13 protein-coding genes are annotated in these 11,968 nt (G+C 53.7%); 6 read left to right on the top strand and 7 right to left on the bottom strand.

Annotated features, from left to right (window positions below; translation table 11 throughout):
- Positions 1-192 precede the first annotated feature (192 nt).
- The 6 genes from grpE (at position 193) to ypfJ (ending at position 6,464) form a co-directional block, all read left to right on the top strand.
- Positions 193-732: a nucleotide exchange factor GrpE gene (grpE, locus tag IXC47_RS01245; protein ID WP_175625046.1), complete on the top strand. Its 540-nt coding sequence runs from the start codon at positions 193-195 to the stop codon at positions 730-732.
- 89 nt (positions 733-821) lie between these two features.
- Positions 822-2,768 (top strand): molecular chaperone DnaK, encoded by a 1,947-nt coding sequence (gene dnaK, locus IXC47_RS01240; protein ID WP_175625047.1) that lies wholly within the window; start codon positions 822-824, stop codon positions 2,766-2,768.
- 175 nt (positions 2,769-2,943) lie between these two features.
- Positions 2,944-4,068, top strand: coding sequence for a molecular chaperone DnaJ (gene dnaJ / locus IXC47_RS01235; RefSeq protein ID WP_175625048.1), 1,125 nt, complete (start codon positions 2,944-2,946; stop codon positions 4,066-4,068).
- Positions 4,069-4,179: 111 nt separating this feature from the next.
- Entirely contained in the window at positions 4,180-4,767 is a 588-nt protein-coding gene (locus tag IXC47_RS01230) for a chalcone isomerase family protein (RefSeq protein WP_195874470.1), read from the top strand.
- Positions 4,768-4,890: 123 nt separating this feature from the next.
- Positions 4,891-5,565, top strand: coding sequence for a carbonate dehydratase (can, locus tag IXC47_RS01225; protein WP_175625050.1), 675 nt, complete (start codon positions 4,891-4,893; stop codon positions 5,563-5,565).
- Between the two features lie 35 nt (positions 5,566-5,600).
- A complete protein-coding gene (ypfJ, locus tag IXC47_RS01220; RefSeq protein WP_195874469.1) occupies positions 5,601-6,464 on the top strand; it encodes a KPN_02809 family neutral zinc metallopeptidase in 864 nt (287 codons plus the stop codon).
- 54 nt (positions 6,465-6,518) lie between these two features.
- Here ypfJ and panB read toward each other — a convergent pair whose 3' ends face one another.
- The 7 genes from panB to hda all read right to left on the bottom strand — a co-directional run bounded on the left by panB (position 6,519) and on the right by hda (position 11,665).
- Entirely contained in the window at positions 6,519-7,337 is an 819-nt protein-coding gene (gene panB / locus IXC47_RS01215; RefSeq protein ID WP_175625052.1) for a 3-methyl-2-oxobutanoate hydroxymethyltransferase, read from the bottom strand.
- Positions 7,338-7,339: 2 nt separating this feature from the next.
- Complete coding sequence (locus IXC47_RS01210) at positions 7,340-7,981, bottom strand: deoxynucleoside kinase (RefSeq protein ID WP_175625053.1); 642 nt, start codon at positions 7,979-7,981, stop codon at positions 7,340-7,342.
- A gap of 56 nt (positions 7,982-8,037) precedes the next feature.
- A complete protein-coding gene (locus IXC47_RS01205; protein WP_012080725.1) occupies positions 8,038-8,385 on the bottom strand; it encodes a DMT family protein in 348 nt (115 codons plus the stop codon).
- Between the two features lie 62 nt (positions 8,386-8,447).
- A complete protein-coding gene (gene folK, locus IXC47_RS01200) occupies positions 8,448-8,942 on the bottom strand; it encodes a 2-amino-4-hydroxy-6-hydroxymethyldihydropteridine diphosphokinase (RefSeq protein ID WP_195874468.1) in 495 nt (164 codons plus the stop codon).
- Complete coding sequence (gene pcnB / locus IXC47_RS01195) at positions 8,939-10,306, bottom strand: polynucleotide adenylyltransferase PcnB (protein ID WP_195874467.1); 1,368 nt, start codon at positions 10,304-10,306, stop codon at positions 8,939-8,941. Before pcnB ends, folK begins: the two co-directional genes overlap by 4 nt.
- The gene (locus tag IXC47_RS01190) at positions 10,299-10,973 is read right to left on the bottom strand and encodes a histidinol-phosphatase (protein ID WP_175625056.1); all 675 of its coding nucleotides are present in this window, start codon (positions 10,971-10,973) and stop codon (positions 10,299-10,301) included. Before IXC47_RS01190 ends, pcnB begins: the two co-directional genes overlap by 8 nt.
- 20 nt (positions 10,974-10,993) lie before the next feature.
- The gene (gene hda, locus IXC47_RS01185; RefSeq protein ID WP_195874466.1) at positions 10,994-11,665 is read right to left on the bottom strand and encodes a DnaA regulatory inactivator Hda; all 672 of its coding nucleotides are present in this window, start codon (positions 11,663-11,665) and stop codon (positions 10,994-10,996) included.
- Positions 11,666-11,968 lie beyond the last annotated feature (303 nt).

Raw genomic sequence — 11,968 nt, 5'->3', positions numbered from 1 at the left:
GTATAGAGAAAAATGCCATCCCATGAACAGGGAAATTTTGTAACAACGACACTGCCACAGCGCTTATCATCGCGTTTCGTGAATTTTTGCTAAGCCTGCAGGAATACCCCTTGAAATAGTGTGGGATAACCCCATGTGCACTGTCGCATTGGCATTTTTTGTCATAACTCATTGATTGTTGGAGATTTTTTCATGCAAGACCAAGATAAATACGCTGAGCAAGCAGCGTCGATCGAAGATCCGGTAACGGCTGAGGCGGCTACTGCACCTACTCCTACTGTGGAGGAGCAGCTCGCGGCGTCCCAATTGCTCGTACAGGAATTGCAGGACTCATTCTTGCGTGCCAAAGCTGAAGTCGAGAATTTCCGTCGTCGTGCCCAGGAAGATGTCACCCGCGCACACAAATTCGCGATTGAAGGCTTTGCCGAAATGCTGCTGCCAGTGAAAGACAGTCTGGAAATGGCGCTGCAAGTAGAAACACCTTCCATCGAGTCCTTGAAAGAGGGTGTGGAAATGACCTTGAAACAGCTGAATGCTGCCTTCGAGAAGAACCGCCTGCTGGAAATCAAACCACAGCAAGGCGACAAACTGGACCCTATGAAGCATCAGGCGATGTCCCTGGTTCCTGCTGATCAGGAGCCAAACACAGTCGTCAACACGCTGCAGAAGGGCTATCTGATTGCAGATCGCCTGTTGCGTCCAGCGCTGGTAACGGTTGCACAAGAAAAATAACTTGAAAGCATCTGTTTACACCACATATTGACGTTAACAAATTTTGTATTTAACAGTTTCGCATCACAGACATTAAGGGAAATTCCATCATGGGCAAAATTATCGGTATTGACTTAGGTACGACCAACTCCTGCGTAGCAATCATGGAAGGCGGTAAACCAAAAGTTATCGAAAACTCGGAAGGTGCGCGTACTACGCCCTCCGTGATCGCATATCAGGAAGACGGTGAAATTCTGGTTGGCGCACCTGCCAAACGCCAGGCTGTCACCAATCCAAAAAACACGCTGTACGCAGTCAAGCGTCTGATCGGCCGTAAATTCGACGAAAAAGAAGTGCAAAAAGATATCGGCATGATGCCGTATCAAATCGTCAAAGCCGACAACGGCGACGCATGGATCTCCGTGCGCGACAAAAAGCTGGCCGCACAGCAAATCTCCGCAGAAATCCTGCGCAAAATGAAAAAAACCGCCGAAGACTACCTCGGTGAAGAAGTGACTGAAGCCGTCATCACGGTTCCTGCTTACTTCAACGATGCACAACGTCAGGCAACCAAAGACGCAGGCCGTATTGCTGGTCTGGACGTTAAGCGCATCATCAACGAACCTACCGCAGCTGCGCTGGCTTTCGGCCTCGACAAAGGTGGCAAGGGTGACCGCAAGATCGCTGTGTACGATCTGGGCGGCGGTACCTTTGATATCTCCATCATCGAGATCGCAGACGTAGACGGTGAAATGCAATTTGAAGTGTTGTCGACCAATGGTGACACCTTCCTCGGCGGTGAAGATTTCGATCAACGCATCATCGATTACATCATCGACGAATTCAAGAAAATCAACGGCCTCGACCTGAGCAAGGATGCGATTGCATTGCAACGTATCAAGGCATCGGCTGAGCGCGCGAAGATCGAATTGTCGTCGTCGCAACAAACTGAAATCAACGAACCGTACATCGCGATGGCGAACGGCGCACCGGTGCATTTGAACTTGAAAATCACCCGTGCAAAACTGGAATCGCTGGTTGAAGAACTGATCTCGAAAACCATCGAGCCATGCCGCACCGCGATCAAGGATGCAGGCGTTAAAGTTTCCGACATCGATGACATCATCCTGGTCGGTGGTATGACCCGTATGCCTAAAGTGCAGGAAACCGTAAAAGACTTCTTCGGCAAAGATCCACGTAAAGACGTGAATCCGGATGAAGCAGTTGCTGTCGGTGCTGCAATCCAGGGTTCGGTTCTGTCCGGTGATCGTAAAGATTTGTTGTTGCTCGACGTGACTCCGCTGTCGCTGGGTATTGAAACCCTGGGTGGCGTGATGACCAAAATGATCCAGAAGAACACCACCATTCCGACCAAGTTCAGCCAGGTGTTTTCGACCGCTGACGACAATCAGCCTGCGGTCACCATCAAAGTGTTCCAGGGTGAACGCGAGATGGCAGTTGGCAACAAGGCTTTGGGTGAATTCAATCTGGAAGGCATCCCACCAGCAGCACGTGGTACGCCGCAAATTGAAGTGACCTTTGACATCGATGCCAACGGTATTTTGCACGTCGGCGCGAAAGACAAGGCAACCGGTAAGGAAAACAAGATCACCATTAAGGCAAACTCCGGTTTGACTGAAGAAGAAATTCAAAAAATGGTGCAGGACGCAGAAGCGAATGCAGAAGAAGACAAACGCCTGAAAGAAGTCGCGGAAGCGCACAACCAGGGCGATGCACTGGTGCATTCGACGCGTAAAGCCTTGACCGAATACGGCGACAAGCTGGAAGCCGGTGAGAAAGAAAAAATCGAAGCAGCGATTGCTGAACTGGAAGAAGCATTGAAAGGTAGCGACAAGGCTATCATCGATGAAAAATCTGCAGCCCTGACCACTGCAGCGCAAAAACTCGGCGAAAAAATGTACGCCGACATGCAAGCGCAACAAGCAGCAGGCGCAGCTGGTGGTGATGCAGGCGATGCCGGTCACAGCCACGCTGACAGCAAACCACAGCAAGATGACGTAGTGGATGCTGACTTCAAAGAAGTGAAAGACAAGTAATTTTTAATGGTCTAGCGGTCTGATGCATGGCACCGCTGGTCACTTCAAATTGTTGTCTTGGAGTGTCTTGCGCTTGCCATCGTCTGTACTGTGCAGACTCGCCGGGTCGTATGGTTTTTGTAAAAAAACCGTCGATTCGGCGTTTTAGTTTAGATAGAACAAGGCGCCTACAAAAATGGCAAAACGTGATTTTTACGAAATTCTTGGCGTAGGGAAGAGCGCTTCCGACGAAGAAATCAAGAAAGCGTATCGCAAGCTTGCAATGAAACACCATCCGGATCGCAATCCGGATAGCAAGAGCGCGGAAGAAAAATTCAAAGAGGCTAAAGAAGCCTACGAGATGCTGTCGGATCCGCAAAAGCGCGATGCCTATGATCGCTATGGTCATGCCGGTGTTGATCCGAATATGGGCGGCGGCGGAGGCGGCGGTGGTTTTGCTGATGCCTTTGGCGATATCTTTGGCGACATCTTTGGCCAGGCTGGCGGCGGTCGCGGTGGACGCGGCGGCCCGCAGGTATATCGCGGCGCAGACTTGCGCTACAACCTCGAAATTACACTGGAACAAGCTGCACACGGTTACGACACGACTATCCGTGTTCCTTCGTGGGATAACTGCGAAACCTGTGACGGTAGCGGTGCCAAGCCGGGCACTTCGCCAGTCAGCTGTACGACTTGCGGTGGCCACGGCCAGGTACGCATGCAGCAAGGCTTCTTCAGCGTGCTGCAAACCTGTCCCAAGTGCCATGGTAGCGGCAAGATCAATCCATCGCCTTGCGGTACCTGCAGCGGCGCTGGCAAGATCAAACGCAACAAGACACTGGAAGTCAAAATCCCGGCAGGGATAGATGACGGCATGCGTATCCGTTCGTCCGGTAACGGCGAACCAGGTATGAATGGCGGTCCTCCAGGTGACTTGTATGTGGAAATCCGCATCAAGCAGCATGCGATGTTCCAGCGCGACGGCGACGACTTGCATTGCGAGATTCCTATCTCATTTGCGAAGGCAGCCCTCGGCGGTGAAATTGAAGTGCCGACGCTGAATGGCAAGGCTTCGTTCACGATTCCTGAAGGTACGCAGTCGGGTAAGACTTTCCGCCTGCGCAGCAAAGGGATCAAGGGCGTACGTTCCGGTTATGCTGGTGACCTGTTCTGCCACGTGATTGTGGAAACACCTGTCACCCTGACCGAACGCCAGAAGGAATTGATGCGTGAGTTTGAACAATTGACGGTGGAAGGCGGTTCCAAGCACAGCCCGCAAACCAAATCATGGAAAGATAAGGTCAAGGAATTCTTTGAATAAGGTTTCCTGATCCCAGCAAAATGCCGGTCGATATTTCGACCGGCATTTTTTTTTGTTGATCGCCGGACGACAAGGTTCTATGCTGGTTCCACATCCATTACAGGAGACACCATGAAACCGTTACAGGCGATAGGCTGCATCCTGGCCTTATGCAGTGCCGTGTTCTTCTCCGGCAATGCAGCAGCAATCGAATTGGCCGGGGTCAAGCTGGACGACAGTGTGCGAGTGGCGAATCAGGACTTACGTCTGAATGGTGCGGGCATACGCAGCAAGCTGATTTTCAAAGTGTATGTGGTGGGTTTGTACTTGCCGGAAAAGAAAACCTCGACCGTTGAGGTGCTGGCTGCTATCGGAGCGCGACGCGTCAGCATTGTGATGTTGCGCGATGTTGCCAGTGATGAATTCGCCAAGGCATTTAGTACGGGCATAGAGCAGAATACCGACGCGGCAGAACGCGCGACGCTGGCGCCATCGATGGCAAAATTCAATGCGATGTTTGCATCTGTTGCGCAGTTGAAGGAAGGCGATGCCCTGCAGGTGGATTGGGTACCGGCGACCGGCATGACCGTGCAACTGAACGGCAAACGCATACTCGAGCCGCTGCTAGATGCTCCTTTCTACAATGCCGTACTGCGCATCTGGCTGGGTAACAAACCTGTAGATGACAAGCTCAAGCGACAGCTATTGGCAGAGCAGTAAAGCCGGATACGTATCGTTCCATGCTGTTCTACGCTCTTTATCCGGGATGCCCAATACCGGATAAAATGGCAGCCATTGCAGCCAGGCCGTCGGCCTGGCCAGTCCGCAGCATGATAGAAAAAGATGACTAAAAAAGAACCGCTGGAATTGGAACAACTGTTTCAGAAGAACCGTAATTGGGCAGCAGCGATGGTGGCGCAGGATGCAGATTTCTTCGCCAAACTTGCCGCCCAGCAATCTCCCGAATATTTATGGATAGGTTGCTCCGATAGTCGGGTACCCGCGAATGAGATCGTCGACCTGCAACCGGGTGAATTATTCGTGCATCGCAATGTGGCCAACGTGGTCGCGCATTCGGATTTGAATTGCCTGTCCGTGCTGCAGTTTGCGATAGATGTATTGCGTGTCAAACATGTGATCGTCTGTGGCCACTATGGCTGCTCGGGTGTGCATGCCGCGATGACAGGACGCCGCGTTGGTCTGGCTGATAACTGGTTACGCCACGTGCAGGATGTGCATCAGAAGCATGGTCGTTATCTGGGCGATGCCTTACCGACCCAGGCCCAGCATGATCGCTTGTGCGAGCTGAACGTGATAGAGCAGGTCGCCAACGTTTGCCGGACCACCATCGTGCAGGATGCCTGGGAAAACGGCCAGGACCTGACGGTACACGGTTGGGTATATGGTTTGAAAGACGGTTTGCTGCACGATCTGAACGTGACCATCAATAGTCCGGATGCGGCAGACGAAAAACTGAAAAATAGTTTTGCCCGTTACGAGCAATTGGAAAAACGCTAAGCTAGCAAAACAAGCTTTAAGCCGGGGGAGGCAACATGAAATGGGAAGGTAATCGCGAAAGCGATAACGTGGAAGACAGGCGTGGCAGTGGCGGTGGTGGCTTCGGCGGCCGTTCGATAGGCATAGGCACCATCGTGATTGCCTTGCTCGGCTCTTATTTCCTCGGCATTAACCCGGCCACTATCATCAGTTTGCTCAGCGGTGGTCCGGGGCAGTTGCAATCGCAGCAGGCACCGGCGCAACGGCCGCCAGCGGATGACCAGACGGCACGCTTTGTCGGCACTGTGCTGGCAGATACCGAAGATGTCTGGGGTCAGATTTTCCGTGAAAATGGCGGTACTTACGGCAGGCCTAAACTTGTGTTGTTCTCCGGGCAGACGCCGACTGCTTGCGGTACCGGCGATACGGCAGCCGGACCATTCTATTGCCCGGGTGACCAGAAGGTTTATATCGATCTGGAGTTCTTCCAGACCATGCGTGATCGTTTCCGTGTTTCCAGCAACTTTGCGCAAGCCTATGTGATCGCGCATGAAGTCGGTCATCATGTACAGCACATCAGCGGCATCATGGACAAGGTCGATCAGGCACGTCGCGGCGGTACGCAAAAGCAGGCGAATGCCTTGTCGGTGAAGGTTGAGTTGCAGGCGGATTGCTTCGCCGGTGTCTGGGCTTACCACGCGAACCAGGCGCGCAGTATTCTGGAAGACGGCGATGTGGAAAGTGCATTAAAGGCAGCGAGTGCGATAGGTGACGATGCCTTGCAGCGTCAGTCGCAAGGTGTGGTGGTGCCGGATTCATTCACGCATGGCACATCGGCACAGCGGGTGCGCTGGTTCCAGCGTGGCATACAACGTGGTCAGTTAAATGACTGCAATACCTTCGCGGCGCAACAGCTGTAAGTATCCGTAGCCTTATGAAAAAAGCCTGTCCACTACGAACAGGCTTTTTTATTTTCAGAAGCAGTGTTCCGGGGCTGGAAATGATCCGTCCTTGACCGCTGCGACATAAGCGCGGGTCGCGCCTTCTATGCTGGTCTGGCCTTCCATGAAGTTGCGCACGAAACGTGCTTTTTTGCCAGGGAAGACGTTGATGTAGTCGTGCAGTACCAGTACTTGTCCGGAGCAGTCAGGGCCTGCACCTATGCCTATGGTCGGCATGTCGACCAGCTCGGTGAGCTCCTTGCCGAGCGAAGCTGGAATAGCTTCCAGCAATAACATCGCAGCACCGGCTGCTTGCAATGCTAGTGCATCGCTTTTCATTTGTTCTGCGCCTTCCGCAGTTTTACCTTGTACTTTGTAGCCACCGAACTGATGTACGAATTGCGGTGTCAGGCCGAGATGCACCATGACCGGGATCGCACGTTCGGTCAAAAAGCGCACGGTGTCAGCCATCCATGCACCGCCTTCTATCTTGACCATTTGCGCACCGGCTTGCACCAGTTTGACGGCGTTTTTGAACGCGTCTTCCTTGGTTGCATACGAGCCGAAAGGCATGTCGGACATCACGAATGCGGTCTTCGAACCACGTGCCACGCAAGCGGTGTGATAAGCGACGTCATCGATGGTGACTGGCAGCGTGGAATTATGTCCCTGGCAAACCATACCCAGCGAATCGCCGATCAAGATCATCTCTACGCCGCAGGTATCCATCATCGATGCAAAGCTGGCATCGTAGGCGGTCAGCATGGTGATTTTCTCACCGCGCTCTTTCATTGCGAGCAGGGATGGAACGGTGACGGCTTTGGTACGTACTTCTTGCAAATAGCTGGACATGCTTATTCTCCACGGCTAAAAAATTCGCGTTTTCCGCGCATGTTGGCGATGCGCGTCAGCAGCAGCGCAAAGTCTTCATTGTTATCAATCGGGTTCAGATGTTCGGTGTTGACGATCAGCAAGGGTGCGGTGTCGTATTCGTAAAAGATACGGCTATAGCTGTCGCACAGGCGATGCATATAATTTTCCGAAATGCCTGCTTCCATCGGGATGCCACGCTTCTTGATGCGATCGATCAGGGTTTGCGGTTCTGCCTGCAGGTAGATCACGAGGTCAGGTAATGGTGCTTGCGGACGCAGGTGATCGTACAGTTGCTGGTACAGCGCGAGTTCGTCATCACTCAGGGTCAGGCGCGCGAAGATAGGGTCTTTGTCCAGCAAGAAATCAGACACGATGCGGGCATCGAATAAATCCGGTTGTGCCAGGTCGCGTAACTGATTCATCCGTTGCAGCAGGAAGAACATTTGAGTAGGCAATGCATAGCGCGCCGCATCGCGATAGAACTTTTCGAGGAAGGGATTTTCTTCCGGCAATTCCAGCAAGGTCTGTGCGCCGAGCTGGGTCGCGAGCTTGCGTGCCAGCGTGGTTTTGCCAGCGCCGATAGCACCTTCGACCACGATATATTTGTATTTCTCTAAATCCATAAGATGCTTTCCTGATCTTTTCTATAGGCGATGTTGCGATGGCGTTGCAGCTGTTATCAGGTGCGGAAAATGAAGTACACCGCGCCGACCAGACAGAGTGCAGCCCAGACGTAGTCCAGCTTGAAAGGCTGATCCATAAAGACAATCGCAAACGGCACGAACACCGTGAGTGTAATCGCTTCTTGCATAATTTTCAGTTGGGCCAGACTGAACTGGGTATAGCCGATGCGATTGGCCGGGACTTGCAGCAAATATTCGAAGAGTGCAATGCCCCAACTGATGAGTGCCGCTATCCACCATGGCTTGGATGCCAGACCTTTGAGGTGGCCGTACCAGGCTACTGTCATGAAAATATTCGATAGCGTCAGCAAGCCGACGGTTTGGACGATTACAGGTATTTGCATGCTGGCCTCGGGTATGGAGTAATCAGTATGTGTATGTGGCGCTATGGATGCAGGTAAAGATATCAGGCTATCTTGCTGATGGCCTGATCAGCTACTGCCGGAGCAAACTGATGTGCGGCACCCAGTCCCGGGATCTGGATGAAGGGATCGATTTGCAGCAATGGAATGAGTACGAAGGCGCGACTCGTCATACGGGGATGCGGCACGGTCAGGGTGTCGGTGTTGATCTCTGCATCACCATACAGCAGCAAGTCGAGATCCAGCGTGCGCGGTGCGTTGAAGTAGGGACGTTCACGGCCGCGCGTTTGTTCCAGCGCCAGCAAAGCCTGCAGCAATGCTTCGGCTGACAGGCTGGTGCTGACAGCTGCAACCGCGTTGATGTAATCGTCGCCGCTGGAATCTATCGGTGCGGTGCGAAACAGCGATGACTGCGCCAGCAGGCGAGTGGAGGCGAGCTGATCCAGCTCGCGCAAGGCGTACAAAACATGATCCTGCGCATCGCCCAGGTTCGAGCCTATCGCGATGTAGGCAGTAACAGCTGTTGTCACTGGGGTCATTCGGCTTTGGCTGTACCGCTAGCGCCACCACCGCCGGAACGCGAACGACGACGGCGTGGTCGTTTCTTGGCAGGAGCTGCTTCAGCAGTGCTGCTTGGTTTCTTTGCCAGCAAGGCTTCACGACCTGGGCCGTCTGCTTCCATGAAGGCAGTCCACCATTCACCAATCTCGCTATCGATTTCACCTGATGCGCAACGCAGCAACAGGAAGTCGTAACCGGCACGCATGCGCAGGTGTTCGAGCAATTTGTATGGCGACTTGCCGATGCGGCGTTCGAAGCGTGGCTGCATCGCCCAGATGTCACGCATGTCGGATGCGATCTTGCGTTGCAGTGCGAGCTTGTCGGTTTGCGTATTCAGCACGTCATCGGCCGCCAGGTGCAGCGCCGGAATCGGATACTCGCCAGCTGCCTGGTAAGCCTTCCATTTTTCCAGTACCTGATGCCACAGCAATGATGCGAACAGGAAGCCCGGTGAAACCGGTTTGCCTTGTTTGACGCGTTCATCGGTGCTGGCCAGCGCCAGGCGCACAAACTTCTCACCCAGCGGTTGTTCGAGTACCACGTCCAGCAGAGGCAGCAAGCCGTGGTGCAAACCTTCCTTGCGCAATTGCTGCAGGCAGGCGAGGGCAGAGCCACTCATCAGCAGCTTGAGCATTTCATCGAATACGCGCGCCGCCGGGACATTGTTGATCAGCGGTGCCATCACACGGATAGGTGCGCTGGTGGCCGGATCAATGACGAAGTTCAGTTTGGCGGCAAAGCGTACGACGCGCAGCATGCGCACCGGATCTTCGCGGTAGCGTGCTTCCGGTATGCCTATGATGCGCAGGGTTTTATTGCGGATGTCGGCCATGCCGCCGTGGTAATCCAGCACGGTTTGCGTGGCGGGATCGTAGTACATCGCATTGATGGTGAAGTCGCGGCGCAACGCATCTTCATGTTGTTCGCCGAAAGTGTTGTCGCGCAATACGCGGCCATGTTCATCCTTCGGTGCTGCGTCGGTGGAGGTACCACGGAAGGTGGTGACTTCGAGCAGGTCCTGGCCAAACATGACATGTACGATTTGGAAGCGTTTGCCGATGATGAAGGCGCGGCGGAACAGGCGTTTGACTTGTTCCGGCGTCGCATTGGTTGCGATATCAAAATCCTTGGGCTTCACGCCCAGCAGCAAGTCGCGCACTGCACCGCCGACCAGGAAGGCTTTGAAGCCAGCCTGTTGCAGGGTACTGGTGACGCGCACGGCATTGGCGGATACCAGCTTGGGATCGATGCGATGTTCTTTCGCAGTCAATACGACAGCTTTGCTGGTATCGCCGGTTTTTTGTTTGGTGCCGAGGATGCGACGGATAAGCTTTTTAATCATTGAAGAGATTGATGATCGGCCAGCCCTGCGCTTTAGCGTGCGCAGTCAGCAAGGCATTAGGGTTGGTTGCAATCGGATGAGTGACGACGGACAACAAGGGAATGTCGGCTTGCGAGTCGCTATAGAAATAGCTGCGTTCGAAATCCTTTAATGTAAGGCCACGCGCGGCCAGCCACGCATTGGTATGTGCGATTTTACCCGCGCCTGAGGTCGGAACGCCAACTAGTTTTCCGGTCAGGTTGCCGTCTGCCTTGACTTCAGGCTCGGCGGCCAGCAAATGCTCGACATTCAGCGCCTGTGCGATAGGTGCTGTCACGAAGCGGTTGGTGGCGGTGACGATCGCGACCAGGTCGCCAGCATCCTGGTGCTTTTTCAATAAATCACGAGCAGATGGCAGGAGTACCGGGTGGATGACTTCATTCATGAATTCCTGATGCCAGGCGTCGAGCTGGGTGCGTGGGAACTGCGCCAGGGTGCCGAGCGCGAACTCCAGGTATTCATGCGGGTCCAGCGTGCCATTTTGGTATTGCGCGAAGAATTCGGCATTGCGCTTGGCAAAGGCCTCGCGATCAACGGCGCCGGTACGGGCCAGGAACTGTCCCCATTCATAATCGGAATCGAGCGGGATCAGCGTGTGGTCGAGGTCAAATAAAGCCAGGTTTTTCATGTTTCTGCTTAACGGTTTGTTCAGTCTTGCCGTTGCAGCAATTCGCGCAGCAAAGGCAGGGTAATCGGGCGTTTTGTTTCCAGCGAATATTGGTCGAGTGCGTCCAGCATCGCTGATAAAGAGCGCATGTCGCGCGCAAAATGCGTAATGAGATAGGGTAACACGCCGGGCGACAGCGTTAGCCCGCGTGCGTTGGCCGCATGCGTAAGGGCGGCAATTTTCTCTTCATCACTCAAGCCGTGCACCTGATAAATCAGACCCCAGCCGAAACGGGTACGCAAATCTTCCCGCACCTCCAGGCTGGTGGGTGCGGCATTGCCCGCTGCAATCAGGCAGCCACCTTGTTCGCGCACTTGGTTAAACAGGGCAAACGCGGCGATTTGTGCCTCCGGCGATAGTTTGTGGCTGTCATCCAGCAGGTATAGCGTGGTTGCCGGGTCGTACAGGAAGTCGTCAGTACCGGCATTTGCCGCCAAGTAGCGCGCCCGCGGCGTTTCTGCCATCGCACGTAGCAAATGGGTTTTGCCCGCGCCGGCCTCGCCCCACAGGTAGACGAAGCGTTCATCCAGGCCATTTGGCTGGCCTGCGGCCAGGCGGTGCAGTAATTGCGCCAGTTCGGCGTTGGTGCCGACCACGAAGCTGTCCAGCGTCTGTGGCTTTTCGGCGGGTAAATCGAGTAACAACTGCCTCATGCGTGTTTGGTCATATTTATTTGTAAAAAATGCAATGTTCGCAACCGGTATGAAAAACCGGTAAAACGCCATTCCGTGCAGCATACCCGAGCATATCCGGGTTTATTTTGTTCCCAAGGCAAAGAAAGTGGCATCAAATGACGGAGGAGGGGGATCGATTTGCTAGAATACGGGCTAATCCGAATTATAGAGCCTGAATCGTCCTGTTTTGGAAGCGCGCTTAGTGATTTTGCCCGCGATGACTCCCGCTCATTGTGATCCTGATCCGATCCGTCCTCCAGAACTAATGATCCACAGGCTAGC

Source organism: Herminiimonas contaminans (assembly GCF_015645465.1).
GTDB lineage: Bacteria > Pseudomonadota > Gammaproteobacteria > Burkholderiales > Burkholderiaceae_D > Oxalicibacterium > Oxalicibacterium contaminans.
The sequence above is the reverse complement of the archived record's forward strand: the minus strand, read 5'-3'. Positions and strand labels throughout refer to the sequence as shown.